Genomic DNA, 26,494 nt, shown 5'->3' on the forward strand with positions numbered 1-26,494 from the left:
ATCCATGGAACACAGGCTTCAGCTTCTCGGGCGACGTACGCTACGCATTGCTACAGGCACGGCACTGTGCCTGACGATCAGCTTCGCGCTGGACCTGTCGATCCCGGTCATCGCGCCGGTATTCGCCGTCTTCCTTCTCGCGACGCAAAACCGGCCACTGTCGTTCAAGGCGGGCGTCGCGCTCGCGCTGGTCGTCGCTTTGACGACGGGCAGCGGGCTGCTTCTTGTTCCGTTGCTGCGCCATTACGCGTTCGCCGGCGTAATGCTTGTGGGCCTGATGCTCTTCCTTGCGTTTCGCTATGGATTGCGCGGCGGGAATAACCTGGTCTCTACTTTTCTGGTGGCCGGGCTGACGATGGTCTCCGCTGCGGGAACTGCCGACTTGCCGTTGGCGGTGACGGTCGTTGGCGCACTGGTGAAGGGTCTTGTGCTCGCCGTGCTGGTGGCCGCATTGACTCACATGCTGTTTCCCGAGCCCGCAAGCGCAGGGCCACGGCCTGCCGTTCAGGCCATGCCCGACGGGCAGGCTGCACGCATCGCGCTGCGCGCCGCGCTCGTGGTCATGCCGGCCTATCTGCTCGCCATCACCGACCCCGCGAGCTACATGCCGATCATCATGAAGTCCGTCAGTCTCGGTCGACAAAGCTGCACCACGACGGCTCGCAGCGCAGCGCGCGATCTCATCGGCTCCACGCTGCTCGGCGGCTTGCTCGCGATCGTGTTCTGGTTTGCGCTCAGGCTCTTTGCGGGCCTGTGGATGTTCTATCTGTGGATGCTGTTGTTCGGGCTGCTGGTGGGACGCAAGCTCTATCGCATCAGCCCGACGCGTTATTCACCGGGCTTCTGGCTGAACAGCCTGGTCACCATGATCATTCTGCTGGGCCAATCGGTGCAGGACAGTGCGGCGGGCAAGGACGTCTACACGGCGTTCGCGGTCCGTATGGGGCTCTTCGTGGCCGTCACGGTCTACGCGTGTCTGATGTTGCTGATTTTCGAGCAACGCCGCCCCGCGTGACGACGCTGCGCGCGTCCGTGTCTCTGCCCGTCGCCGACATTGGCGTCCGTCAGGGCACAGTCAAGGAGGTAGCTTGCAATGGGAAATACGACGAGCGACGCGGTCCTGCGCGTGCAGGCACGTGAGATCTTGCGGGAATCCGGCAGAACGCTGTGGTACCTGCGTTCGATTCTCGCCGGTATTTTGTTGCTGTTCCTGCTACTGGCGCTCGCCATGTATTACATGGGAGATCCCGTGGAGACGGTGAAGCGAACGCCTTCGCCGTTTGGGGAAACCCTGTACTTCTGCGCGATCACGGCGCTGACCATCGGATACGGCGACGTAGTGCCTACGTCGACGTTTGGCCGGATCGACGCAATATTGCTGGGGCTGCTCGGCATGGTGTTCACCGGCCTGATCGTGGCGGCGGCTGTGCGGGGCGTGCAGGAAGCGGCGCACCGGGCGAGGGGTCGGGATTGATGAGGCGCGCTGGCCGACCGCTACTTTTTCAACCGGCCCACGTAGTAATCGACGATGTTGTCCGCCGTCGCCTGGTGACCCGATTGAAATGCTCGTACGCATGGCCAGAAGCTGGAGCCCGAACCCCATTCGCCACCATGATTGCTGCGATACACGGGCCGGACGGAGCAGCCAACTACGGCCGAGCATTGCAATCTCCGCCGCAGCCGCACTGCGGTCCCATCCGGCCGGTGCCGCGAGATGTGACTCAACGCGCGCTGTCTTCCTCTCTCACCTTCAATCTGTTCGTCACCGACCTGACGCCGAGCACAGACCTTGCCGCATTGCCCGCGCGCGAGATCTGCCAGCTCTCCGGTACCTCGCCCGTGAGCGTGACGACGCCGAGGCGCGCCCTGATGTGAATTCCGGAGTCGTCCATGTCCGGTACGCGCCTGAGGGCGCGACGAACGTCACGAATCACCGAGGTATCCGGCCTGGTTCCAGGCGGCGACGTCGAGGTCGCCACCCGTTGGAAAGCCGGGTCCGGCGGCGCGCTCATGGTTGTTTGCGCGTTCGCATAGATGGCGCAACACGCGCTGGCCGCAGTCAACATTGCGCCGATGATTCTGCTCGCCCCGGTTATATTCATGCTGCCTCCTTTGGGTTGCGTGAACTGCGCAGTGGAAAAACAGAAGAACTGGACGCAGCCCTGCCGTTCACTGAAGAATACCCGGGAATGGTCGAAATGTTGTGGGCGATGCAAGTGGCCGCTGCGGCGAAGGAATGGGTTGACGACGAAGGGGGTAATGTCGCGAATTGGGCGGCCACGGAAGTTCGATACTCACGGCTTCACGCTGTCTCGCCACGCTGACCCCCAAGACCGGCGCCTTTCTCATGCCTCCTTTGCCATGAACTGATCAGCACCGGCCTGGGCGACCAGCGCGTCCTGATCGGAGCGCATGCCCGACACACCTATCGCGCCGACCACCGCTCCGTCGCGAATCAGCGGAATCCCTCCATCGAGCGGCACGAGGTTATTCATACCGAGCAGGCGCAGGTGGAGTCCTCCTTGCGCAATTGCGTCCTCGAAAAGGCGCGTGGGACGCCGGAACAGCACGGCCGTTACGGCCTTCTGTCTCGCCACCTGGATACTGCCGAGTTGCGCTCCATCAAGTCGTTGCTGAAGCACCAGGTGTCCACCGCTGTCCACCACTGCGATCACCATGGGCCAACCATGACGTGTTGCCTCCTCTTCGGCCGCATGCGCGACGCGGCGTGCATCGGCGAGGCTGAATCGGTCGCTGTAGCTCATAGGCATTTCATTCTCGTTTCGTTGGATCATTAGTCGTCTCCGTAGGAACCAATCAGGTGTCTGCACGGCTAGAATGTACGACGGCGACCAAACCGCGCATAGGCGCGCGAGCCGGCAAAGATTCTTCCAGAAAACGAGAGAATGACGGTCATGAACAGGGACGAATATGAAGTACTGTTGGCTATTCTTGACGAAGGAAGTTTGACGGCCGCCGCGCGATCGCTAGGCCGAACGTTGCAGTCGGTGAGCCGCGCCATTGCGGCGCTAGAACGTGATCTGAACGCGACCTTGTTCCACCGGACGACACGCCGCGTACAGCCTACTGCGGCATGCCTGAAGTTCGCCGCACGCATACGACCCGCGCTCGGAGAAATCGACGCGGCACGTGACGAACTCGTCGATCACGCAACCCAGTTGCGCGGCAGTATTCGCATCGCAGCGCCGACGGCATTCGGCGCTGATTTCGTTTCGCCGCTCGTTGCGCAGTTTCTATCGATTCACGAAAACGTCAGGGTAGAACTCGTGCTCGCCGAGCAGCATCTTGACCTTACCAAAACCAACATCGATCTCGCTGTCCGTTTGGGCCGACTTCCGGACTCGACCCTGCGCGCGAAGCAGGTGGGTACGTTGCGACGCGTCGTGTTTGGCACACCGGAATATTTCGCCTCGCATGGCTACCCGGCTCATCCGTCCGAGCTTGCTCTTCACGACTGTATGCTGCGTCAGCATCCGCTGCGCGAGACATGGACGTTCAACCACGCAGGTGGCGCAATCGAAGTCGCAGGACGCTTCCGGTCTACGAGCGCGCTAGCCTGCAATGCAGCGGCCGCAGCCGGAGCCGGCATAGGTCGAGCACCGATCTTCCAGGTGCAGAAACTTCTTGATGCAGGGCAAGTGGTGACGGTGCTCGACTCGTTCGAACCGGAGCCCGTACCCGTTCATCTGGTATGGGCGGGAGGTCGCTCAGTGCCGCGTCGCGTACGCACACTGATCGACTTTCTGGCCGTGCGGCTCCTCCCCGGAAAAGCGGAAGGCGTTATTTGACGGCTTGTCGGCGGCTCGTTCTGCGCTTATCTGTGTAATGACGCATTCACAAGGCCAATGCGCACACGCCGGTTGTGGCGACCTTTGTTGTCGATTTTCAGAATACGGATCGCGCGCGATGCCCCGGTTTCCGACAGGTGAGTTCCGCCGCATGCCTGGCGGTCCAGCCCAACGATCTCGACGATACGAATCTGGCCATCGTCGGTCGGCGGCGGTGCCACCGACCTGGAACGAATCAGCCCCTGCTCCTCGCGCGCCGCGGCGATCGGCAGGTAGACGTCCCGCACAGGGAGATTCTGTCGGATGACGTCGTTGACCGGGCCCTCCAGCGCTCGCAGGCGATCGTTGTCGGCCTCGGGCACGTCGAAATCCATCCGCGCCGTGCCGTCGTCATTCATCTGTACGCCAGTGACGAGCGCGCCATTGAAAGCCTGAAAGATCAACGCATTGAGCACGTGAGTACCCGTGTGGAGTTCCCGCATCATCTGCCGGAATGCCGGATCGACCACGGCCTCGACCGTCCCGGCGAGTTCGGCGGCGGGATCGGCGAGGCGCATCCAGAGCCTGCCGTCAACCATATCGAATCCCGTCACGGCGATTTCTCCGCCGTTGTGATGGAGCGTGCCGCAGTCGGCCAACTGGCCGCCGCCGCCGGGATAGAAGGGGGACTCGGCGAGAACCACGCGCCCAGGTCTGGCGTCGATCACCTGGGTTTCGAGTGTCAGGCTCTCAGGATTCGCGTGATAGAACGCACATGCGGGCATGCTTGCCTCCAATACGGGTAACAGATGGTGGAAGTATCGGGAGGCGCGCCCGGCGCGTATTGGCAAAAATTGCGACGGAAATCGGGGCTAGTGTGCTGTCCTGTCGGCCGCGGCCTGGGCAAACTGCAACGGCGTCATTCCATAACAGCGCTTGAAGTGCCTGGTGAGTGCGCTTTGGTCGTAGAATCCCGTCGCTGCCGCCACATCGGCTATGGGCATCCCGCGACGCAGATGGTGGCATGCCCGGCTCAAACGCACCTGGGTCAGGTATTTGTGCGGAGGCAGACCAACACAGCGGTTGAACAATCCGATGAGCTGGAAGGGCGTGAGGCCGACGGCGCCGCTCAGATCCTCCAGCAGCAGGTTCTCGGTGTGCCGGTCATGGATCAGCTCGGTCACGATCCGAACCAACGCCCGGTCGTGCGGCGCCGGCTCGATACGTCCACCGCCGCTGCCGTGCCGCTGATACAAACGTCCGAACGTCGAGAACAGTAATTCCCGCTCACGGAAAAGATCGCGACCGTCCTCGAGCGCCCGATGCAGCGCAAGAAAGCCGTCGATGAGATCGGCCTCGCCGAACAGATTGCTCGTGAAATACGGCACGTCCTCGATCCCAAGGCCGTGCGCGACCGCATTGAGCGCCGACTCCGTGAGATAGAAGGACCGATAACGCCACCGCTCGCTGCAACCCATCCAGCCGGCATGCGCCTCGACCGGATTGAAAACGAACAAGGTAGACGAGCGCGCCTCTTCGACGACGCCACGGCTCTTGATCACGGCACCGCCTGTTTCGGTGACCGCTATCACCAGACCCTCGTGTGTATGCGGGGCATACTGCTGGGTGGTGAAATCCGCGCACATCAGGCTTAGGCCCGGTGTGTGACGATCCCACCAATACCGCGACTGATTCTTCGGTTCGCTACGTGCCATGATCAACTCTCATATGACGCAGGGGCTGCATGAACTCTGCTCTGGTCGCCGGGTTCGTCCTTTGGAAGCTGTTTCATCGAGGGCGGCAACCGGCTTCACAGCGGAATTATAAGCAGTTGTATGTTCTGCGCCGTAACCGGAATCTTCAGCGCCGGAGTGCAACGACAGGTGTGTATTCAATGGTCCTCGTACCTCATGCGGGAGGGGATGCCCGGAATGAGCGTCGCCATTGAAATAACCGAAGGCTTGTTGCTGGATGCCGAATTGAACGGGAAATTGCTGACGTTCCGTGATGCGGGGAGTCGGATCTCGATTGACGACTTCGGGACGGGTTATTCATCCCTTGCGTATCTGAAGCGCTTTGACATCGACTACCTCAAGGGCGATCGTTCATTCGGACAGTCGTTTAATTTTCTGCCTGCCGGTTGTGGGGCAGGTCGCGTCCGGAGTTCTCCGATGACCGTTCATGCCGCGCTGAGAATTCGGGGGAGCACGTCGTCAGTCGGGATGGAACAGGCGGGTAATGGGAGGCGCGATGTGTTGGGACAGCACGTGAAAACATTGCCTGAAATCAGCGCCTCCCCATATCAAGGCGTAGCATAGCGAACTTCTCTCACGCAAGCCTGAACCCGATTCGAGTCATTGGAGCAAAACATGTCTTCGCCCCTCTCGCCCGCCGCCGTGGACGCGTTGCGTGCCCGCACGCCGGGAACACGAAGCACGACGCATTTCAATCACGCCGGCGCATCGTTGCCGTCGTCGGCCACGCTCGAAGCGATCCATGCCCATCTGTGGCGCGAGGCCACGATTGGGCCGATGGAAGCCGGCGTAGCTGGACGCCAGCAGACCGAACGCGCGCGAGCACTTGCCGCACAGCTGCTCAATGCACAGCCGGCCGAGATTGCCTTGACCAACGGCAATTCACACGGCTGGGGTGCCGCATTCGCCGCATTAGGCCCGTGGCGATTGGGCGAGCGCATCCTGGTCGGGCGTCACGAATGGGGCGGCAATCTGGCTGTCATGCGGCTGGCGGCGCAACGCGCCGGTGCGACGATCGAAGCCATTCCGTCCGATGCTGACGGCACGGTGAATCCCGACGCGCTGGAGGCGATGCTCGACGACCGCGTGCGTCTGATTGCGCTGACGTGGATGCCGGCGAACGGCGGCCTTATCAATCCGGCCGCGGCGATCGGGCGGGTAGCGCGCCGTCACGGCATCCCATACTTCATCGACGCCGCACAGGCCGTGGGGCAACTTCCTGTCGACGTAGTCGAGGTGGGTTGCGATGTGCTGAGCGGTGCGGGCCGTAAGGCACTGCGTGGTCCAAGAGGCACCGGCCTCTTGTATATCAGGCAGGATTTTCTATCTAGGCTGACGCCGGCATTCGTCGACACGCACTGCGCGCCGCTGGATGCGAATGGCGAACCCGTCTTGCGCAACGACGCTGCGCGGTTCGAAATGTCGGAAGCGTCGCTGGCGCTGCACTGTGGGCTCGCCAATGCGTTGCAGGAAGCTATTGAGATCGGAATCGGCAATATCCGCCCACGAATCGACGGCATCGCGCAGACGTTACGTAGGCAACTGGCTGCTATTCCGGGAGTGACGGTGCTGGATCAAGGCGTCGAACGATCCGGCCTCGTGTCGTTCAACGTGGCGGGGCTGGACGCCGTATCGGTGCAGCGTAGTCTCGCGGCTCGCGGTGTCGTGATCGGAAGCAATGGAGTCCCCTACACGCCGCTGGATATGGAATCGAGAGGACTTAAACAGATCGCGCGTGCCTCGGTCAGCTATCTGACCACCGAGTCGGAGACCGGCACGCTGCTGGATGAAATACGGGCGCTGACGCGTCGGCAATCGAGGGGAGATTGAGCGGCGCCTGAGCGCGGACCATACCGCTTCGTCGTCGCCGTCAGCTCAATGGTGGGTGCCGTGAGGGCACTCACTCTCACTCCTCGCATTTCACGTCTTTCTTCGACACAACGATAATCACCGGGTATGTCCCCTGATCGAGTTCCACGCGCGCGACCACGGCCATCGTCGTGCTGTCGATATCGTCGTACACGCTGACTCTTTCACGCCGCAGGCTCGTCATGCCGACACAGCCAGACGCGCGCCCCTCATCGGAGATCTGGCATTGCATTGGGTGGTCGGCCAGGTAGCGATATCTGTCTCTCTCGGGTGTCGCGAGGTATTCGCGAACGCTCTGTGCGGTTCCGCCGATACCCGTGACATATCCAATGGCGCATTGCTGTTTCGGCGTATCGGTGTCCGCGGACGTTTGGGCGTTCGCGGCCGCGCCGGCGGCTGCGATGACCACCGCGAGTGTCGAGGCAAGCAGATATTTCATGGCGCAAATCACATTTGTCGAATCGAAGTGCTGGATTGTAAAGGCATCTACTGGGATCGGTGAGCCTGGCGCTTAGATTGCCAGCAATTTGTGTGGATCGCCCGGCTTGCGCTCGATAACCCGCACTACCGGCCCCGATCGGTACGGGGTGCAAAGGATATCTTCTGCTCTTCATAAAGACGATAAATGAGTTCGAGCATTTCCCGAATGTCTCGCGACTCGTCGAGCGCGCGCATACTCATGATGATCGGAGAAACCAGAGTCGGGTCATCCAGTTCCCTGTAGCTCACGTCGTCCCGCTTCAGGCCGTAGACGCTGCTCGGAACAATGGCAATGCCTTCGCCCGCCGCGACGAGGCCCAGCGCGATCTGCAACTCCCGTACTTCATAGATCCGGCGAGGTTTGAGCGCCCGGTCCTGAAATGCCGCCAGTACCTGATCGGCATAGCTCGGGCGCGGCGACTTCGGAAAAATAATCAGAGTCTCGTTGACCAGCTCACGAAGCGCGACGACCGGTTTGGCAAACGAAAGTGGATGGCCGTCCGGGAAGGCGACAATCATCTTCTCTTCGCGAAGAATCACCCGGCGGATGTGTGTGTCCTCGAGTCGAATGCGCCCAAAGCCGACATCGATCCGGCCGTCCTTCAGCGCTCTGATCTGATCCATGGTCGACATCTCGTGCAGGCTGAGTTCGACGGTAGTGTTCTCATCACGAAAGCGCCGGATAATTTTCGGCAGCATCCCGTACAACGTTGAACCCACGAATCCAATCGAGAGACTTCGTTCGATGTTGCCCACGCGCCTCGTCATCGATTCGAGCTCCGCAGTCTGGGACAGCAGTTGCGCGGCATGAGAATAAAAGAACTTGCCGGTCTCCGTCAGTTTCAGCGGGCGCGAGTTGCGCTCGAGGAGCTGCACGCCCAGCGATTCTTCGAGTTGCTGTATCTGACGGCTCAGAGGCGGCTGGGCGATGTTCAGTCGCTGCGCCGCGCGTGTGAAGTTGCGTTCTTCGGCCACCGCGACGAAATAGCGAAGATGCCGCAATTCCATTTCGATACCTCCTGGATATGGACCGATACTAAATCAGTGTTGGACGAGGCTTTCCGACGTCCATTATCCTGCATTCACACTCTGTTTCAGCAATCGATTATACCTTTCGCACATAAACCGGTCGGTGCCGAATCGAGGGTTAACCCCACTCAAAAATACAGAGATTCAGGAGCAGACATGAGCGTTAAAGTGTTCGATACGAAGGAGGTGCAGGACCTGCTGAGGGCCGCTGCCAACCTCGGAAGCCAGGACGGCGACGCACGCGCCAAACAGATCGTCCAACGCCTGCTGGGCGACCTCTTCAAGGCCATCGACGATCTCGACATGACGCCTGATGAAATCTGGGCCGGCGTCCACTACTTCAACAAGCTCGGTCAGGATGGTGAAGCAGCGCTGCTTGCCGCCGGCCTCGGTCTGGAAAAATATCTCGACATTCGCATGGACGCAGCGGATAAGGCGGCCGAAATCACGGGCGGCACGCCGCGCACCATCGAAGGTCCTCTGTATGTCGCCGGTGCGCCGGTGCGCGATGGCGTATCGAAGATCGACATCAATCCCGATGACGATGCAGGCCCGCTCGTTATCCGTGGCACGGTCACCGGTTCAGACGGCAAGCCCGTTGCCGGTGCGATGGTCGAGTGCTGGCACGCCAACTCGAAGGGCTTCTATTCGCATTTCGACCCGACCGGTGCGCAATCCGAATTCAATCTGCGCGGCGCTGTGAGCACGAGTGCCGACGGCAAGTACGAATTCCGCACGCTCATGCCGGTGGGCTACGGTTGTCCGCCTCGGGGCGCGACCCAACAGCTGCTGGACGTGCTCGCCCGGCATGGTAACCGTCCGGCGCATGTGCACTTCTTCGTCACCAGCGACAACTACCGCAAGCTGACGACGCAAATCAATATCGAGGGCGACCCGCTGATTTGGGACGACTTCGCCTACGCCACTCGCGAGGATCTGATTCCGCCCGTTGTCGACAAGACCGGCGGCGCGGCGTTGGGCATGAAGGCCGACGCGTACAAGGAAATCGAGTTCGACATCCAGTTGACTCCGCTGGTCAAGGGCAAGGACAACCAGGTCGTCCATCGCCTGCGAGCGTCAGTTACGGCGTAACCGCTCGACGCGGCGGCTGAGTCACACCACTGCTGCCGCTCAATTCTCCGCAAGAATCCTTTCGACACCGAAGCGCGTGCTCCATTGCTGGAGCACGTGTAGGGAGAGCTCACATGTCAGTTCTTATCGACAAAGCCACGCAGCTGGATGAACTGCTTCACAGCGCCGTCCAGGATGACAGGCAGAACGGTGTATTCCGTTGCCGCCGCGATATCTTCACGAACACCGATCTGTTCGATCTCGAGATGAAGCACATCTTCGAGAGCAATTGGGTTTATCTCGCGCATGAAAGCCAGATTCCCAATAACAACGATTACTACACCACGTGGATTGGCCGCCAGCCCATCGTGATAACTCGCGACAAAACCGGCGAACTGCACGCAGTCATCAACGCCTGCGCGCACAAGGGTGCGATGCTGTGCCGGAAAAAGCACGGCAACAAAGGAACCTTCACCTGCCCGTTCCACGGCTGGAGCTTCGCCAACACCGGCAAGCTGCTGAAAGTGAAGGACGTGAAGACTACCGAATACCCCGTGCAATTCAATACCAACGGCTCGCACGATCTGAAGAAAGTCGCTCGCTTCCAGAGCTATCGAGGCTTCCTGTTCGGCAGTCTCAACGCGGACGTGATGCCGCTGGAGGACTATCTTGGCGAGACCAGAATCATCATTGACCAGATCGTCGATCAGGCTCCGGACGGGCTGGAAGTATTGCGCGGCAATTCCTCGTATATCTACGACGGCAACTGGAAGATGCAGATGGAGAACGGTTGCGACGGCTACCACGTCAGCACCGTGCACTGGAACTATGCCGCCACGATGGACCGTCGCAAGGTCGATGGCACCAAGGCGGTGGATGCGAATGGCTGGAGCAAATCGGTAGCCGGCGTGTACGGTTTCGACCACGGTCACATCCTGCTCTGGACCAACACGATGAACCCGGAAGTGCGACCGGTCTATCAATACCGTGACGAAATCAAGGCGCGCGTCGGCGAAGTGAAGGCGGACTTTATCGTCAATCAGACGCGAAACCTGTGCCTTTATCCCAACGTGTTTCTGATGGATCAGTTCAGTACCCAGATTCGCGTGGTGCGTCCGATCAGCGTGGATAAGACCGAAGTCAGCATTTTCTGCTTTGCCCCGAAGGGCGAGAGCGCAAGCGACCGCGCGACCCGCATCCGTCAATACGAAGATTTCTTCAATGTCTCGGGAATGGGCACCGCCGACGATCTCGAAGAGTTCCGCGCTTGCCAGGCAGGTTATGCCGGCACCACCGCGTTGTGGAACGACCTTTCGCGCGGGGCGCCGTTGTGGGTCGAAGGCCCCGACGCGAATGCGAAAGGTATGGGGCTCAAGCCGCGTATCTCGGGCGAGCGCAGCGAAGACGAAGGTCTGTTTGTGTGCCAGCACGAATACTGGGTGCATGTGATGCGCGAGGCGTTGAAAAAGGAACAAGGGGAGGTGCTGGCATGAGCTTCGATTACCAGAGAATCTGCGCGGTGCTGTTCCGCGAAGCCCGCCTGCTCGATGACCGTCAATGGGACGAATGGCTTGCCTGCTATGCCGAAGACGTCACCTACTGGATGCCCGCGTGGGATGACGACGACCAGCTCACCGACGACCACGAGAGTCAGATTTCGCTGATGTATTACGCGGACCGTGGCGGCCTGGAAGACCGTGTGTTCCGTATCAAGACCGAACGCAGCGGCGCTTCGATGCCCGAACCACGGACCAGCCACAACATTACCAATGTGGAAGTGCTGGCCGAGCGTGAGAACGAGGTGGACCTGCGCTACAACTTCAACACACTCAGCCATCGCTACAAAACGACCGACCAGTTCTTCGGCACGATGTTCGTGACGTTGCGAAAGGCCGACGATGAACTGCTGATTTCCTATAAGCGAATCGTGCTCAAGGACGACTACATCCGCCAGGTGCTCGACGTTTATCACGTTTGAAACGTGGCGCCGGTGGAAACTGGAAGTAGAGGAGGCAAGATGTCCAGCTACAACATTGCACTGAATTTCGAAGACGGCGTGACCCGTTTCGTCACCTGCAAGGCGGGCGAGAAGGTACTCGATGCCGCCTTTCGCGCGAAGATCAACCTGCCGATGGATTGCTCCGACGGCGTGTGCGGCACCTGCAAGTGTCGCGCCGAAAGCGGAAGCTACGACCTGGGCGACGACTACATCGACGACGCGCTGAGCGAGGACGAGAAGGAGAGCGGCCTCGTACTCACCTGCCAGATGGTGCCGGAAAGCGATTGCGTGATTACGGTGCCGGCCTCGTCCGCTGCATGCAAGACCGGGCAGAGCAAGTTCGCCGCGACCGTATCGAAGATCGACCCGCACAACGACGCGGCCGTGGTGCTCGAACTCGACGTGGACGCGGCGGCACCGGTATTTTTGCCGGGTCAATACGTGAACATCGATGTGCCAGGCAGCGGGCAGCATCGCTCGTATTCGTTTTCATCGGCGCCCAGTGAATCGAAAATCAGTTTTCTGATCAAGAGAATCAGCGGTGGAGTGATGAGCACCTGGCTTGATTCCGCACAGCCAGGCCACAAGTTGGAGTTGACCGGACCCCTCGGCAGCTTCTATCTGCGGGCAGTGGAGCGGCCATTGCTGTTTCTCGCTGGTGGCACGGGCCTGGCGCCATTCCTGTCGATGCTCGAAGTGCTGGCGCGCGCCCATTCGCAGCAGACGGTCCACCTGATTTACGGCGTGACGCGAGAGCTTGACCTGGTACAGGTCGATGCCATCGAAGCGTATAGGGCGAAGTTGCCGAACTTCACCTACGCCACCGTCGTGGCCGAAGCGGATTCACACCACCCACGCAAGGGTTGGGTCACGCAGCACATGCCGCCTGAAGCCTTGAATGACGGTGACGTCGACGTGTACCTGTGCGGGCCGCCACCCATGGTCGATGCCGTGCGTAAGCATTTCGACGACAACGGCGTGAAGCCCAACAGCTTCCACTACGAGAAGTTCACTCCCAACGCAGCACCGAGGCCCGCATGAACCCGCAACGATTCGCTGGCAAGGTCATGGTCGTCACTGGCGCGGCGCAGGGCATCGGCCGCGCAGTGGCGCTGCGTGCGGCCACCGAGGGCGCCAGGGTGCTGTTCGTCGACCGCGCCGACTTCGTCTCCGACGTTGCGGCCGAAGCAGGCGACGCGGACACGGCCGGCTTCGTCGCCGACCTCGAGACCTACGAAGGCGCCGCAGCGGCGATGGCTTTTGCAGTGAGCCGGTTTGGCGGCATCGACATTCTGGTCAACGGCGTGGGTGGCGCCATTCGCATGCGCCCCTTCGCCGAGTTCGAACCTGCGCAGATCGACGCGGAAATCCGGCGCTCCCTGATGCCGACGCTGTACGCATGCCATGCCGTGCTGCCGCACCTGCTCGAGCGTGGCGCGGGAACCATCGTCAACGTTTCCTCGAATGCCACGCGCGGCATCCGCCGCGTACCGTATTCGGCGGCCAAGGGCGGTGTCAATGCGATGACGCAGTCACTGGCGATGGAATACGCCGAGCACAACATCCGTGTGGTCGCTACCGCACCAGGCGGCACGGACGCGCCGCCGCGACGCGTCCCGCGCAATACCGCCGGCGACAGCGAGCAGGAAAAGGCGTGGATGAGCGACGCGGTGAAGCAGGTCACCGAATCGACGTTTCTCAAGCGCTACGGCAGCATTGACGAACAGGTTGCGCCGATTCTGTTCCTCGCTTCGGATGAGGCCAGCTATATCACGGGCTCTGTGTTGCCGGTGGCCGGTGGGGATACTGGCTGAACGCGGCGCAAAGTCAGGCGAGGCGAGCGGCGCGCCTTACCCGCGCTTGAAAATAACGCTCGTCGTACCGGGCTCGATCGGCGACGAAGTGTGCTGGTGGATGATCTTCCACCCATCGCCTGTCTGCCTGAGCGTCATGGTCAGCCGATTGTCCATCGAGCGCAGTTCCAGGCCGTCGGTCGTCACAGCTTTGAAGTTCACGAAGGCGTGAACAAAGGCGAGGTCCTGGCCGACAGTCGCTTGCACGTCGCTGAAATCGACCATAACGCGTTCCGTACCCAGCGAGCCGAACCAGCCCGCCGTCATGTCCCGCAAGGACGTGATGCCTTTGTATGACCACGCTGCCCACATATCGAACAGCACCACGTCCCGGTCGTACAGCGCTGCGAACCGGTCGACATCTTTTGCGAGTACCGCAGCCCGGTAGTCAGACAGGACCTGCAGGATCGGATCAGTGAGTTTGTCCACGGTGTTGCCTCCGGAATCGGATTGTGATGGCAGCCGGAGCTCTGGAAAAACGGCAAGGCCAGCCTCATGACGGGTTGTTTCTCCAGGCAACGACGTTTGACAAGCCGCAGAATCGACATCGACCCGAAGAAATCCGCAAACTCGACGCTGCGTTGCCGGCACCTCGCCAGCCGATTACCGGTAGTTCACGAAGTTGATGATGTCATTGAGGAACCACGGCAGGATCAATTGCGTATCGGAATAGCTGGTGCCGACGCTGAGCCTCGGTGGCCTTGACGTGGAGTCGTAAGGCGCCGCCCCGTTGGGGCCGTGCAGAATGTAGCTATCCGTGTGAGCAGGACTTGTGCGAGTGGTCTGATCATTCGTGGGCGACGATGTCGACGTGCAGCCGGCAGCGAGAACGACGAGGACGGCGGCGAAGCAAAGGGGTTTCATGCTGGTTGGAACTCCCGCAGCGTTTTACCTTGGAAATATGGCCGACTGCCCGGACGCGGCGTCGCTCTTCAAACCGATGCCGGTTCACCCGCTAACTCACCCCTAACCCACCCGCCACAGGCAACCGGCTTGCGAATCCGAGCCTACACGTTACCTTAATTCACCGCCGCCCACGGCGGCCAGCCTCCGCTCGTTGGAATTGCTGCACCGCAGTTGATTCGATCTCCCCGCGCATGCGATGCTTCGGATGCCTTGATCCGGCAGTGGCGTGCCGGTGATGCATGCCGCATACAGACGGCATCGTGCGACGAGACCAAGTGCAATGCCCATCTACCCAGGAGGCGACATGAGCATCCAGTCACAGTCTCGTACCGGCGCGGCGTCAGCGAATGACGCGCGATTTCTCGACCCATCGTTGCAACGATCCGCATGGCAGCGGGCTGCTCACCTTTCGCACAGTCGACACCGTATCACGCAGCAGCGCTCGCTGACCGCGCTCAGCGCGGCATGCATCGCGAGCCTCGCGCTCGCGTCTGCGGCTTGCCTCGCCGATACCCAGGTCGGCGCAGCATTGCCGCCCGCACCGGACATCCTGTACGGCGATCTGTTCGTCGCCGTGCAGACCGCGCAGATCTTCAGCGACCAGAAGACCTTCGTGGACTCGACGCCGAAAGAAAATCCCGCGACGATCGTGCAGCTATACGAAGCACAGAAGGGCCAGCCGGGCTTTTCGCTGCTGGCCTTCGTGAACCAGTATTTCACGCCGCCGCCTGATCAGAGCCTCACGCCGCCGCCCAACCAGAGTTTGCGCGAGCACATCGACTGGCTATGGGCCGGTCTCACGCGCACGACAACGAGCGCGCCCGACTACAGTTCGCTGATCCCGCTGCCCAAGCCCTACGTCGTGCCGGGCGGCCGCTTTCGCGAGGGCTATTACTGGGATACCTATTTCACAATGCTCGGCCTGCAGGAGTCGGGACACGAAGATCTCGTCGACAACATGCTCGATAACTTCGCGTACATGATCGACACGTTCGGCCATATTCCGAATGGCAATCGCACGTACTACCTGAGCCGCTCGCAACCGCCGTTCTATTCGTACATGGTGGAGCTTGCCGCGCAGAAAGAAGGCAACAAGGTCTATCAGAAGTATCTGCCTGCGCTGCGCAAGGAGTACGCGTACTGGATGCAGGGGGCATCCAGCACCGCGCGCGGCAGTGCGACGCGCAACGTCGTCGTGCTGCGCGACGGCACCGTGCTGAACCGCTACTGGGACGAACTCGACACGCCGCGCAACGAGTCCTATATCGAAGACGTGCAGACCGCGCAGCAGGCCGGTGGGCGTCCGGCAAACGAGGTCTACCGCGATCTGCGCGCGACCGCCGAAAGCGGCTGGGATTTCAGCTCGCGCTGGTTCGGCGACAACCAGAACCTGTCGACCGTGCGCACCACATCGATCATTCCGGTCGATCTGAACAGCCTGCTGTTCCATCTCGAGACGACGATCGTGCGCGGCTGCAGCATCAACCGGGATTTCGCCTGCGTCGCGCAGTTCGTCGGCTACGCGGCGCGGCGCGCGGAAGGCATCAACCGTTATCTGTGGAACGACAAGGGCTACTACGGTGACTACGACTGGCAGCTCGGCAAGATTCGCGACAATCAGACGCCCGCCATGCTTTATCCGTTGATGGCGGCCGTCGCGTGGCCTGATCGTGCGTGGAAAACCGCGCGGACAGTCCAAAGTGTCTTGCTCAAAGATGGCGGTCTGACGACGTCGACCTATAACACCACGCAGCAGTGGGATGCGCCCAATGGCTGGGCACCGTTGCATTGGATCGCGATTCAGGGGCTCAAGCGCTATGGACGCGCCGATCTGGCCAAGCCGATTGGCACGCGCTTTCTCGCGGACGTCGAAAACGTCTACAAGACGCAGCAGAAACTCGTCGAGAAGTATGTCGTCGAAGGAGCGGGAGAAGGGGGCGGCGGCGGCGGGGAGTATCCGCTGCAGGACGGCTTTGGCTGGACCAACGGTGTGACGTTGATGCTGCTCGATATGTATGGCAATGGGCAGTGATGGATGGAGTACCTGAGAAAACACGGAAATCCGCGATCACTTTAAAGGCGCTTCATAACCGGATCCGGCCCATGCAATTGGGCTGGATTCGCTCCTGCCATGCCCAGGAGCGCGTGGGCTCAGCCTATGTCGGTGCTCCGGCTCGCCTGCCCGTCGTCCGTCGCTGCGCGTCCGGGCTATTCATACACGCACGTCGCCGCCACGCTCGCTTCGCGCGCCACCGAGCGGACAGGATCACGCCTTCTCTCGATGACTCCATGTATTTGGGCCACCACGCCGGCGCCTTCGCCGACCGCCGCGGCAACGCGCTTGACGGAGCCCGACCGGACGTCGCCAATGGCGAACACGCCTGGAATACTGGTTTCGAGCGATCCCGAGAACGGCCCTGGATGTCCCGCCGCCGCGCCCGTCACGACGAATCCCTTGTCGTCGGTACGCACGCCGGAGCCTTTCAGCCATTGCGTATTGGGCGCGGCACCGGTGAAAATGAACGCATGACGCACGCCCAGCGTCATTGCGCCCCTCGGGGTCGCGCAGAGCAGTCCGGACAGCGTACCGTCAGCGACCCTTGCCGACTGGACTTCCACTTGAGCGTGCAAGGCCACGTTGGGCGCGTCGGAAAGCCGGTCGATCAGATACCGCGACATGGTCGATTCAAGACCGCTTCTGCGAAACAGCAGATGAACGCGGGCAGCATGCATGGCCAGACAGGCAGCGCCCTGTCCCGCTGAATTGCCGCCTCCGATCACCGCGACTTCCATTCCCTCGGACAGCTTCGCCCCTGCAGGCGATACCCAATAGTGCGCACCACGGCCATTCAGTTCGTCGAGCCCGTTTTTTTCCGCGCGGCGATACGATGCGCCGGTGGCGATCACGAGCGTATGGGTGCGCACACGCTGGCCGTCCGTCAATTTCAATCGGATTGGAAAGTCGTCGCACTCGAGGCTTTCGACCGCCACGGGGATGGCCATTTGCGCGCCGAACTTCTGAGCCTGGAGAAACGCGCAGCGCGCCAGTGCGCTACCTGAAACGCCTGTCGCGAAACCAAGGTAGTTTTCGATGCGTGAGCTCTCGCCCGCCTGGCCTCCGGGCGCTCGCCCATCCAGCACGAGGACCGAAAGTCCCTCCGACGCGGCGTAGACCGCTGTCGCCAGTCCGGCCGGCCCGGCGCCTACGATCGTGACATCGTAGATATGGCCCGATCTGAACGAGGGGCACCAGCCTAACTGCGACGAGATCTCGGCCGGGTCAGGACGCCGAAGCACGGAGCCGTCAAGACAGAGCACGACCGGCAATTCTGCAGCCGATATGCCGGCCTGCTTCAACACACGCCTCGCATGCGGGTCGCATTGCGGATCTGCGGTACGGTGCGGGTAATCGTTGCGTGCGAAAAAATGCTGTAGCGCGACGACTTCGCGATCGCTCTCCCCACCGACGATGACGGGACCCGCGCCCATTTCCACGAGGCGCGAGCGGCGCAGGATCAGCGAACGCATGACGCGCTCGCCGAGTTCGGCCTCGCTGACGATCAACTGACGAAGTTGATGCGGAGCAAGCAACAACGCCTCGACGTCTTCGATCGCGCACGCGTCGACCATCGCAGGCTTGCCGGACAGCTGGCCGACCTCCGCGATGAATTGCCCCGGTTGCAGGACCATTTCATTCAGGGATCGACCCAGCCCGTCGCGGTAGTTAATCCGCACGGTGCCGTTCAGTACGATGAGCATGCCCGCGCAGACCTGTCCCGCTTCGAACAGAAACTCGCCGGCCGGGTACTTCCGCGGCGCACCGAGGCGTCTGGATCGTTCGATCTCGCGCTCGGATAACTGAGCATGCATGTCACCCCATACATGTTCGGCCGGATTCTGGGCCGATCGCATCCTCCGCTGTTCGACGGTATCCGAAGTGCGCCTTTGCAATAACAAGTCGAGATCGTCGTTCATGGTGAATACCGTCCACGAAAGTTGCCAGGTCGACACGTCGGGTCCGTTCACGAAAGGGGCGAGCTACCCTCCGCTCGCCGCAGCCGGTGTCATTCGGGCCCGACGCCTTCTGTTTCAGGTGGATCGACATACAGCGCGACCACATTGACCATCCCGTGTCGCGCCATCTTGGCGTACGGACAGACGCGTTCGGTGCTGCGCACGAGCTGCTCGGCGATAGCGCGGTCCACACCGGGCAAATGAATCCGGATGTCGGCTGTCAGCATGTACATCCCGTCTACCGGGTCGCGTCCGAACGTCACGGAAGCGTCGATGGCCGCGTTGACGAGCGCAATGTTGTTTCTGGCGGCAATCAGCGTCAACGCGCCGTGGAAACAGGCTGCATAGCCGGCGGCGATCAGCTGCTCGGGATTGGTGCCGCCGCCCGGGCCGCCCAGGGCTTCCGGCAAGCGCAGGTTGAGATCGAGATTGCCATCGTCCGAACGGACGATTCCGGACGCTCTGCCATGTTTGGCCTCGCCGCCCGTCACCCGTACGGTGCCGGTATAGAGCCCCTGGAAGTCCTGCCCGTGATATTTATCGAGTACGGTCAAAGGCGGAGGGGTGAGATTGTCCATGGTGTTGATCCAGTAATTCTACGAACCTGTTCAAACGCGGTAGGGCAGGGGTGAGCCTGTCGCCCGCGAACTTGCGGTTCGTCCGCGGCGCTGGTGGATTTTTGCGGAGCTCTGCTGATCACTCCGCGCACGCCAGTGAAACATACGCGGTGATGTTAGAGCAAATGCTAGCCTGGTCCGGGCAGATGCAGAAGCCTCGGGCAGGAGCGCATGGTGTTGCCTTTCGGGAAACAATCAGCGCGGAGCCGGTGGGGTAGGCATATCGACGTAGAAATCGAAAGCGTGCGGTTGTTATTTTCGTAAGGCTGGCGTGGAAGTGCCAGTTCAACCTGGCATGAGATTCACTAGAAACCCGCCCGTTGCCTCAGAAAGCCGGAAGCGAAATGTCTCGTGCTGCCTGGAGACCTCAAGCCGCGACTTTTTATCTTCCGAGATCCGCTTGCGCGGATGATCACCGCATGATGGAAGTCGCCGCAGCGATGCTGCAGGTATCCGCCTTGCCTCGTGAACTGAACGGTGTCCAGCCTATGCTCACTTCGACCAGCTTTGCGCACTCACAACCTGCCGCGAGCGAGGGCTCGCTCGCGTGCAGCTTTGCGGCCAGCTACGCGGATGTCATTGCGTTTCTTGCCGCGGTGAGCGAAGCCAGCTTCGCGAAGGCGGGCGACCGGCTTGCGCGAGAGCCGTTTGCAGGGATGCCTTGCCCGATACGCCCTCGGAGATGATCGTGGCCACTATGCCAGCTACCTCAGCCGTCAGCATTTGCCGGCGCGAATCCGCGGGTTCATCGACTACATGACCGAGCAGATCCGTGCTCTCGATTGCAGTGCGCAACCGACGTCTCCTTGCCCTTCTCTTATTGATTGTTGTCTGCCCGGCAACACGGTGGGCTCCTTCGCGGGGCTACTACCGCTCGACGACCCCGCCTACGATTTGTCCTGACGGTGGCGGCGCAAGCCACCTGAAGCGAACCAGCGAACCGCATCCCGTAAGAATCGTGCGAAAGCGCGTAGCAGTTTCTACTGCTCAGTGGGGGCGCATGTCCGGAGAAGGCGCGCCTTGCCCATCCGTTGCTTCGGGAGGAGCGGAAAACGGCAGTTGGCAGTGCGGTGAATGTCGTCCAACTGATTTGCAAGAACAGGTCGTTCAAGTGGCGCTCGCTGGAGGCAGAACTGCGAGAAGGCCGTGCTCGCCTGGGTCGATTCAGGCACAGCGATGAACGATCTTCCAGACACAGCGGCGCAAGCCCAGGAGAGTGCCATGTTGTCGCATGAATTGATCACGCGGTACGGAATGCTGATCGTATTCCTGAATTTGCTCGGCTCTTCCCTTGGCCTGCCATTGCCCGTCACTCCGACATTGATCACGGTTGGAGCGGGTATCGCACTCACCTCGCACGTCGCGTCGTCGACGTTGCTGCATCTCGCGCCCATGCTGGCGGCCGCTGTGATGGGTGGTCTGCTCGGCGACCTGATCTGGTATCAGGGCGGCAAGCGCTACGGCGAGCGCACGCTTCATACCGTTTGCAAACTGTCGCTATCGCGCGAAACATGCGTCAGCAACACGGAGCGCTTCTTTGGCCGCTGGGGAGTCCGGGTCCTGATCGTGGCGCGGTTCGTGCCCGGTCTGTCGCTTGTCGCGGTGCCGCTATGCGGTGCGATGGCGGTCAGGCTGCGTGCCTTCGTGTTGCACGATTGCGCGGGCGTCGCTCTTTGGGCATCGACTGGATTGGCCGTTGGCGCAATCTTCGCGTCGCAGATCGGCGTCATTTTTGTACTGGTCTCCCATCTGGGCTGGCAAGCGTTGATTGCCGTCGGCATCGTACTGGCGCTTTACGTGTTGTACCGCTATTGCCGGCGAATCATGATGGCGAGGGCGCTCGAAACGGTGCGGATCAGCGTGGGCGAGTTGCATGCATTGCTCGCACACAACCCGCGGCCGGTCGTGCTCGATATCCGCTCCGCCGAACGCCGGATGCTCGACCCGTTCGTCATTCCCGGCGCTGTGCTTGCCGATGAACAAAAGCCGCAGCAGATCGTGCAACGCTATGGCGGGAACCGGACGCTCGTCATCTATTGTTCATGTCCAAACGAGACATCCGCGGCGTGGATGGCGAGGCGGTTGCGGCTAGCCGGTGTCCAGCTCGCCTTGCCGTTGACCGGCGGTGTCGAAGCATGGCGTGCGGCAGGCTTCGATGTCGATCCGATGAGAGCGATGAGCGACGCTGCAATCGGCGCGGAGCGGGGGACACTTGTCGCGTACTGATTGCGTTTGTCGCCGCCGAGAGGCCAGATTGATGGGTGCTCCTCACACAACACGGTGCGTCCCTGCGCGGCTCTACCGCATGACGCGGCGCATGCCTACGATGCTTCGTACGGATGGCCTGCGAATCGTGCGGCCAGACCGGCGCCGCACCGGCACACGCATGCGCAACGCGATGCCATGCCGGAGTCCGCAATGGGCAGCGGTGCGCGAGAACCGCGCACAAGCTCATGGAGGAACATCATGCAGATCGTTGTGATCGGCGGCGCGGGACTCATCGGCGGTAACGTCGTTTTCTCTCGACGACTCAAGATTCACGCAATGCCGTCGCAGATGCGCCCGCCCGCTATTTCGGCGCGCAGTGCACGACGACACGCTCGTGCCGGGCGCCAACCCGCGCCTTGGCACGGTGAACTTCGATGCGTGGTTCACCCAGACACAAGCCGCCAAATAGAACCAGAAACCGACCGAGCATGCCATGACCTTATTGCGTCCACCGCCGCTGTGGCTATTCGAAAAGTATCGCGGGCGCGATAACCATACGCTCTATTCGACCACTGTCATCGTCACTGGCGGAGAGGCGGGGCATGGTCGCGCGTCGGGCATCGCCCGTTCCGATGACGGCAATCTCGCAGTCGACTTGCGATTGCCGAGGGCGTTGGGCGGGCCCGGCGGCGGCACCAATCCGGAGCAACTGTTCGCGGCGGGCTACGCGGCCTGCTTTCACGGCGCGTTGAGTCTGCTCGCGGCACACGCGGGCATCGCGATTCCGGGTGCCTCGGTCGAAGTCACGGTCGATTTCGGGCGCGATCCGACGGACGGCCTGTGTGTCTTGACCGCGGATATCCGTATCCGATTGCCTGGCGTCGAACGCATGGTCGCGGAGAAACTGGTCCGCAACGCCGAACGGTTTTGCCCTTATACGAAGATGACACGGCAGGGCATTGGTAATGTCGTCAGGCTTGTGTAGCAGGAGGATGCCAACGACGATCACGCCGCGTGCACGAATTGCCTGCGAACGTGCAGGGCGTTGCGCGCGATCGCCGGGCGCCGCGCCGCATCGCGGGGGTGTAATCAAATGGAAGGGTGACGCGGCGCGAGGAACATCCGATGCGTGGTTCATCCCGGTCGGCGCATGCGGAGCGATCTCTGTCGCTTCGATCATCAAGGCACATCGCTTCTGAATCGATGGCCGATCGATCGCGATTGGCCGTCAGGAACGTTTCGTGCAATCATTCCTCTGACTTTTTCGAAAGCCGCCGAAGGCCGGCCACCTCGCGCAGCCGGCTAATGATGACCCACTACAGGTGCCTCGCACCCGGGTCATCATCGAATTCCAGACTGTCATTCCAACCACTTTCTTGAGATGCAGCCATGAAAACAACAGCCGTCGCGAAGCTTTTGATCGCTTCTCTGCTCGGTACGTCATTCGCCGTTTTCGCTCAACCTCACGATGACAACCATCACGGTGGTCCATCGTCTCACGGCAAGCATGGCCCTGGGGGACATCCCCCGTCGCATGGTCACGGACCTGCGCCGCACGACGCCGATTCGAGGCGTCCGGGCGGCCCGGTTCCCCACGCCGACTGGCACAAGGGTGAACGGCTCCCGGCGGAATATCGTAACCGCAACTACGTGGTCGACGACTGGCACGGCCATGGCTTGCAAGCGCCGCCGCGCGGGTATCAATGGGTGGGGGTGAACGGAGACTATGTGCTCGCCGCGATTGCAACCGGCGTGATTGCAAACGTTCTGCTTTCCAGTCACTAGTCAATTGCATCGATGTCGATAGCTCGCGAGTTTGTCGGCATCGATGTGCGGCGTTTCAAACCCTAACGCGGCAACGCCGCCAGCGCGCTCTCCGCTGCGCGGCCCAGTTGCTCGACATGCCAGCACTTGTCGATCAGCGCACACGTCTGCTCCGGCGAAAGAATGCGATCGGCGAGACCCGAGATTTTCTTTTCGAGCTGCTGATCGCTCATCGGCACTTCGTTGCTGCCGATTGCGTGCTGGATGAATCACCGTCCCGCCGCCGATTAAACCCGGTGCCCGAAAAGTGGCTTCAGTCGACCGGACGCCAATGGCCAGATTCCGGACACACGACGACCTGCTCACCATTCAGCAAGACCTGCTCTTGATCCAGTTGCGACGAGGTTGAAGGAGCGACATCGAAGTCGACCTTCAGTGCTTGCGCGACATGGGCATCTTCAATGGGAAGCTCCCAGGTCAGGAAAATCTGGACATGATCCTGATCCGGCGTGAATTCGACTGCATTGAATCCGCGGCTGCCGCGCTGAATGACCCCATGAGGCTGCGCGGTATCGAACAGCACAATCGTTCCACGGGTCAGAGGAATGCGACGGCCGAGAGAGGAAAAATGCAGGTCGAGCCCCTTGTCCTCGCTCAGGAAGAGATTGCAGAAGGCCGCTGCGCCATATTGCGCCCCGTCATGGTGATATCGCGCGCCGCGGCAGGCCATGAGGGCGACGTCACTGGAGGCGAGTATCTCGGTCAGACCAAGCGCACGCGTCCAGTCGGACGCTGCCTGCACGCAGCGTGAGTATTCCGGCCAACGCATGCGCGCTCGCGCCAAAGGCATGACCTCGACGTCTCCGGGCTCCAGAACCATGCGCGACGCGATCTCCCGTTGCCAATCCGCCAGCAGACGGGTAGGCGGGACAGGAATATCGACCGTGCCGGACAGCATGAGTCTGCTGACGCTGCGACTGCGCATGGCGTCGTCGCTCCGGAAATAGGACGTCAGCGTGTCGCTCATTGGATGCTAGGGGAAGAAAGGGGGTTCATCCGAAGCATTGTAACGACTGCGCGGAGCCGTCCTGGCGCCGAGTGACCGACGATGTCCTTCGAACGCTTTGAGTCAGATCGCAACCGACCGGTCAGCGGTCTTCGTACCTCTGACAAATGCAGCTGGCCGCAGTGCACGAAAAGCCAGGGTAATCACCTGGAAAAGAGCGCTCCAACTACCCATTTAACAAAGTTAGAATGAATCATCTAATGCTGCAGTGCGGAATGCGTCGGGCTTGCGTCCCGCGGGCCTCGAGCATTCGCCGGGGCAAGTTGCGGCAGATTTTCTTGCCCTCTTCTGAGCCAATTAATACGTATGACTAAAGGAGTGAGCAATGTATTTCTCGACCAACCCACAAATCGACGGGATGCAACACGATAGCGTTGCGGCCGTGTTTTCGTTGGCGCAGCGGGCATTCCAGTGTTTCGAAGAACTCGTCGAGTTGAATCAGCAGATGGTCAAGACGGCGCTTGCCGAGAATCAGAAGGCCTGGCTGACAGTGGTGTCCGGTCAGGCACCCGTCGAACTCTGGTCTCATCAGACCCAAGCTGCGCGCTCGCTCGCTGAAAAAGCGCTTTCTTATAACCACCAGTTGCTCGGACTGGCGACCCATACGCAAGCCGAGTGGATGAAATTCACCAAGGCTCGCTTCGAGCAGCACAACAGCAAACTACAAGCGCTGGTCGACGGCGTCGCGAGCCATGCGCCTGCCGGTTCCGATGCTGCCGTCACGATATTGAAGTCGACGGTTTCCAGTGCCGGTGCTGCTTACGACACGGTGTTGAAAGCCACCGCGCAGGCCATCGCAATGGCGCAGCGTAATCCGCTGACGGCCGCTGCGCCGGACTCTCAAAAGTCCCGCGATCACGCTCGCGCCGACTAGCCGGGCACTGCAGGGCTATTCAAACGTTTTCTAAGAAGCAGGACGGATCGGACGATCCGGACCGGCATGGCATCGCATTACCTGTTGGTTTGTCCGGGTATCGGATTGAACGGCGTATGAGTGTGATGTCTTGTCCGTTCATTGACCCTGACGCTGCCAGGGGACGCCCGTAATCGGAATCGCGTGAATCACGCGGTTTCTTTTCAGACGAGGTTGCAAATGACCGAACGATGGATGGGATTGACGATCGGGGTTTCCGCACTGCTGATCGCAATACCGCTGGTAATCAGCCATTATCGCCGCGAACACCGTCGTGGGCAGCTTCTTAGAAATCTCGATCACGTCGACTGGTGGTATCGCACACGCGGACCGAAATAGACGCGACACAACGCATTCAAGACATCAGGTAGTTCGGGAGTGTAATGGCATTTGACGCTTCTTGTAAGAGTGATCTGTCGCATATCGAAGCGATAGTCGTTGCGCTCGAAAGGATAACGAACCTCGGCGACTCGATCGCTTCCACAACTCTGATCAACGAGCCGGGCTATTGGCGCCGGCGCATCGAAACGCTACTCGCCCGACGCGATATTTCACGAACCGATCGGGACCATGCACAGGCGTTGCTGAAAAGACTGCGCGGCATTGGCAACGCGCCGTCGGAGAGCCAACGGAGCAATCAGCGGACCGAGGACCGCGAAGATCGGGAAGACGTGGTCTGGCAAACACAGGGGGATCGGCATGAATAGTGGGCGGGTCGAAACGGAGCTTCAATTACTGGCGATTCGTGCCGCGGATTGCCATCGTCTGGTGGTGCGCGCGCGCGTCCAGGGGATACGCGTTGCGGCGATCTGGCAGGTGTTGCTGCCGTTTTCGCGCAACGTCGAGCACGTGGATATCAAAACGTTTCCGGATAGAGGCTTCGAGGAAGTCGAGATAGCGCTCGTTCAAACACGACGTGAATTGCTGGATTCGATCGTCGCGCGGTTCAACGGTATGTCGTGGGTGATGAGCACGAGACTTTGTTAGGGATATCGAGACTCCATTGCGCCGCAAACCGCGACGCGATGAAGAACGAGTCATGAACGTGTGTGAGCGTGGGTCGCAAAGCGCCATACCACGCCACTACCTCCTGACTCGCCTTTGCATTCCTCCTAGGTGAGACAGGCTCAGCGCTTGTCTTCCCACCGACAGGACACGAGCCT

At 60.9% G+C, this 26,494-nt stretch carries 28 protein-coding genes and 2 pseudogenes; 18 read left to right on the top strand and 12 right to left on the bottom strand.

Going from position 1 to position 26,494, the window contains the following annotated elements; translation table 11 throughout:
* Positions 1 to 4: 4 nt before the first annotated feature.
* Positions 5 to 1,015, top strand: a complete 1,011-nt coding sequence (locus B0G69_RS21140; RefSeq protein WP_121320689.1) for a DUF2955 domain-containing protein — start codon at positions 5 to 7, stop codon at positions 1,013 to 1,015.
* A 78-nt stretch (positions 1,016 to 1,093) separates the two neighbouring features.
* Positions 1,094 to 1,474 (top strand): potassium channel family protein, encoded by a 381-nt coding sequence (locus B0G69_RS21145; protein WP_121320691.1) that lies wholly within the window; start codon positions 1,094 to 1,096, stop codon positions 1,472 to 1,474.
* Between the two features lie 247 nt (positions 1,475 to 1,721).
* Here the strand turns inward: B0G69_RS21145 and B0G69_RS42800 are convergent, their stop codons facing one another.
* Both B0G69_RS42800 and B0G69_RS21155 read right to left on the bottom strand, forming a co-directional pair.
* Positions 1,722 to 2,102 carry a BON domain-containing protein gene (locus tag B0G69_RS42800; protein WP_121320693.1) on the bottom strand — a complete coding sequence of 127 codons (381 nt, stop codon included), beginning with the start codon at positions 2,100 to 2,102 and terminating at the stop codon, positions 1,722 to 1,724.
* 243 nt (positions 2,103 to 2,345) lie between these two features.
* Entirely contained in the window at positions 2,346 to 2,765 is a 420-nt protein-coding gene (locus B0G69_RS21155; RefSeq protein ID WP_347232499.1) for a heme-binding protein, read from the bottom strand.
* Between the two features lie 141 nt (positions 2,766 to 2,906).
* Here B0G69_RS21155 and B0G69_RS21160 point away from each other — a divergent pair, with 141 nt between their 5' ends.
* Positions 2,907 to 3,809, top strand: a complete 903-nt coding sequence (locus B0G69_RS21160) for a LysR family transcriptional regulator (protein ID WP_121320695.1) — start codon at positions 2,907 to 2,909, stop codon at positions 3,807 to 3,809.
* Between the two features lie 26 nt (positions 3,810 to 3,835).
* On the opposite strand, the gene B0G69_RS21165 is transcribed toward B0G69_RS21160, so the two are convergent.
* Positions 3,836 to 4,573 (bottom strand): alanyl-tRNA editing protein, encoded by a 738-nt coding sequence (locus B0G69_RS21165; RefSeq protein WP_121320697.1) that lies wholly within the window; start codon positions 4,571 to 4,573, stop codon positions 3,836 to 3,838.
* Positions 4,574 to 4,660: 87 nt separating this feature from the next.
* The gene (locus B0G69_RS21170; RefSeq protein ID WP_121320699.1) at positions 4,661 to 5,503 is read right to left on the bottom strand and encodes an AraC family transcriptional regulator; all 843 of its coding nucleotides are present in this window, start codon (positions 5,501 to 5,503) and stop codon (positions 4,661 to 4,663) included.
* Between the two features lie 168 nt (positions 5,504 to 5,671).
* Here B0G69_RS21170 and B0G69_RS21175 point away from each other — a divergent pair.
* A pseudogene (locus B0G69_RS21175) lies at positions 5,672 to 5,908 on the top strand (EAL domain-containing protein); the annotation flags it as partial.
* 249 nt (positions 5,909 to 6,157) lie between these two features.
* The gene (locus B0G69_RS21180) at positions 6,158 to 7,372 is read left to right on the top strand and encodes an aminotransferase class V-fold PLP-dependent enzyme (protein ID WP_121320701.1); all 1,215 of its coding nucleotides are present in this window, start codon (positions 6,158 to 6,160) and stop codon (positions 7,370 to 7,372) included.
* 76 nt (positions 7,373 to 7,448) lie between these two features.
* Here the strand turns inward: B0G69_RS21180 and B0G69_RS21185 are convergent, their stop codons facing one another.
* Complete coding sequence (locus B0G69_RS21185) at positions 7,449 to 7,850, bottom strand: hypothetical protein (protein ID WP_121320703.1); 402 nt, start codon at positions 7,848 to 7,850, stop codon at positions 7,449 to 7,451.
* A gap of 125 nt (positions 7,851 to 7,975) precedes the next feature.
* A complete protein-coding gene (locus B0G69_RS21190) occupies positions 7,976 to 8,899 on the bottom strand; it encodes a LysR family transcriptional regulator (RefSeq protein ID WP_121320705.1) in 924 nt (307 codons plus the stop codon).
* Between the two features lie 177 nt (positions 8,900 to 9,076).
* Between B0G69_RS21190 and catA the strand changes: the two genes are divergently transcribed.
* From catA to benD, 5 genes are all read left to right on the top strand, one after another.
* Positions 9,077 to 10,012: a catechol 1,2-dioxygenase gene (catA, locus tag B0G69_RS21195; protein ID WP_121320707.1), complete on the top strand. Its 936-nt coding sequence runs from the start codon at positions 9,077 to 9,079 to the stop codon at positions 10,010 to 10,012.
* Positions 10,013 to 10,125: 113 nt separating this feature from the next.
* Positions 10,126 to 11,484 (top strand): Rieske 2Fe-2S domain-containing protein, encoded by a 1,359-nt coding sequence (locus B0G69_RS21200; RefSeq protein WP_121320709.1) that lies wholly within the window; start codon positions 10,126 to 10,128, stop codon positions 11,482 to 11,484.
* Complete coding sequence (gene benB / locus B0G69_RS21205; protein WP_121320711.1) at positions 11,481 to 11,969, top strand: benzoate 1,2-dioxygenase small subunit; 489 nt, start codon at positions 11,481 to 11,483, stop codon at positions 11,967 to 11,969. Before B0G69_RS21200 ends, benB begins: the two co-directional genes overlap by 4 nt.
* A gap of 39 nt (positions 11,970 to 12,008) precedes the next feature.
* Entirely contained in the window at positions 12,009 to 13,031 is a 1,023-nt protein-coding gene (benC, locus tag B0G69_RS21210) for a benzoate 1,2-dioxygenase electron transfer component BenC (protein WP_121320713.1), read from the top strand.
* Complete coding sequence (gene benD / locus B0G69_RS21215) at positions 13,028 to 13,804, top strand: benzoate diol dehydrogenase BenD (protein WP_121320715.1); 777 nt, start codon at positions 13,028 to 13,030, stop codon at positions 13,802 to 13,804. Before benC ends, benD begins: the two co-directional genes overlap by 4 nt.
* A gap of 36 nt (positions 13,805 to 13,840) precedes the next feature.
* On the opposite strand, the gene B0G69_RS21220 is transcribed toward benD, so the two are convergent.
* A complete protein-coding gene (locus tag B0G69_RS21220; RefSeq protein WP_121320717.1) occupies positions 13,841 to 14,272 on the bottom strand; it encodes a nuclear transport factor 2 family protein in 432 nt (143 codons plus the stop codon).
* Between the two features lie 174 nt (positions 14,273 to 14,446).
* On the bottom strand, positions 14,447 to 14,707 hold the full coding sequence (locus tag B0G69_RS21225; protein WP_121320719.1) for a hypothetical protein: 261 nt from the start codon (positions 14,705 to 14,707) through the stop codon (positions 14,447 to 14,449).
* 346 nt (positions 14,708 to 15,053) lie between these two features.
* On the opposite strand from B0G69_RS21225, the gene treA reads away from it, so the two are divergent.
* On the top strand, positions 15,054 to 16,781 hold the full coding sequence (treA, locus tag B0G69_RS21230; RefSeq protein WP_121320721.1) for an alpha,alpha-trehalase TreA: 1,728 nt from the start codon (positions 15,054 to 15,056) through the stop codon (positions 16,779 to 16,781).
* Between the two features lie 176 nt (positions 16,782 to 16,957).
* Here treA and B0G69_RS21235 read toward each other — a convergent pair whose 3' ends face one another.
* Positions 16,958 to 18,619, bottom strand: a complete 1,662-nt coding sequence (locus tag B0G69_RS21235; protein WP_158608963.1) for an FAD-dependent oxidoreductase — start codon at positions 18,617 to 18,619, stop codon at positions 16,958 to 16,960.
* 194 nt (positions 18,620 to 18,813) lie between these two features.
* The gene (locus B0G69_RS21240; RefSeq protein WP_121320725.1) at positions 18,814 to 19,341 is read right to left on the bottom strand and encodes an Ohr family peroxiredoxin; all 528 of its coding nucleotides are present in this window, start codon (positions 19,339 to 19,341) and stop codon (positions 18,814 to 18,816) included.
* A 672-nt stretch (positions 19,342 to 20,013) separates the two neighbouring features.
* On the opposite strand from B0G69_RS21240, the pseudogene B0G69_RS41980 reads away from it, so the two are divergent.
* From B0G69_RS41980 to B0G69_RS21265, 4 genes and pseudogenes are all read left to right on the top strand, one after another.
* Positions 20,014 to 20,204 (top strand): annotated as a pseudogene (locus B0G69_RS41980) (LysR family transcriptional regulator); the annotation flags it as partial.
* A 397-nt stretch (positions 20,205 to 20,601) separates the two neighbouring features.
* Positions 20,602 to 21,606 carry a DedA family protein/thiosulfate sulfurtransferase GlpE gene (locus tag B0G69_RS21250; RefSeq protein WP_121320727.1) on the top strand — a complete coding sequence of 335 codons (1,005 nt, stop codon included), beginning with the start codon at positions 20,602 to 20,604 and terminating at the stop codon, positions 21,604 to 21,606.
* 475 nt (positions 21,607 to 22,081) lie between these two features.
* On the top strand, positions 22,082 to 22,573 hold the full coding sequence (locus B0G69_RS21260) for an Ohr family peroxiredoxin (RefSeq protein WP_121320729.1): 492 nt from the start codon (positions 22,082 to 22,084) through the stop codon (positions 22,571 to 22,573).
* A 404-nt stretch (positions 22,574 to 22,977) separates the two neighbouring features.
* Positions 22,978 to 23,373 (top strand): RcnB family protein, encoded by a 396-nt coding sequence (locus B0G69_RS21265; RefSeq protein ID WP_121320731.1) that lies wholly within the window; start codon positions 22,978 to 22,980, stop codon positions 23,371 to 23,373.
* A gap of 62 nt (positions 23,374 to 23,435) precedes the next feature.
* Here B0G69_RS21265 and B0G69_RS21270 read toward each other — a convergent pair whose 3' ends face one another.
* Both B0G69_RS21270 and B0G69_RS21275 read right to left on the bottom strand, forming a co-directional pair.
* A complete protein-coding gene (locus tag B0G69_RS21270) occupies positions 23,436 to 23,585 on the bottom strand; it encodes a hypothetical protein (RefSeq protein ID WP_241991426.1) in 150 nt (49 codons plus the stop codon).
* 80 nt (positions 23,586 to 23,665) lie between these two features.
* Positions 23,666 to 24,379, bottom strand: coding sequence for a hypothetical protein (locus tag B0G69_RS21275; protein ID WP_121320733.1), 714 nt, complete (start codon positions 24,377 to 24,379; stop codon positions 23,666 to 23,668).
* A 364-nt stretch (positions 24,380 to 24,743) separates the two neighbouring features.
* On the opposite strand from B0G69_RS21275, the gene phaP reads away from it, so the two are divergent.
* The 3 genes from phaP (at position 24,744) to B0G69_RS21290 (ending at position 26,318) form a co-directional block, all read left to right on the top strand.
* On the top strand, positions 24,744 to 25,292 hold the full coding sequence (gene phaP / locus B0G69_RS21280; RefSeq protein WP_121320735.1) for a TIGR01841 family phasin: 549 nt from the start codon (positions 24,744 to 24,746) through the stop codon (positions 25,290 to 25,292).
* Between the two features lie 422 nt (positions 25,293 to 25,714).
* On the top strand, positions 25,715 to 26,038 hold the full coding sequence (locus tag B0G69_RS21285; protein ID WP_121320737.1) for a hypothetical protein: 324 nt from the start codon (positions 25,715 to 25,717) through the stop codon (positions 26,036 to 26,038).
* Entirely contained in the window at positions 26,031 to 26,318 is a 288-nt protein-coding gene (locus B0G69_RS21290; protein ID WP_121320739.1) for a hypothetical protein, read from the top strand. Before B0G69_RS21285 ends, B0G69_RS21290 begins: the two co-directional genes overlap by 8 nt.
* The last annotated feature ends 176 nt before the right edge of the window (positions 26,319 to 26,494 follow it).

The sequence above is a fragment of the Paraburkholderia sp. RAU2J genome (assembly GCF_003634845.1).
Classification (GTDB): domain Bacteria; phylum Pseudomonadota; class Gammaproteobacteria; order Burkholderiales; family Burkholderiaceae; genus Paraburkholderia; species Paraburkholderia fynbosensis.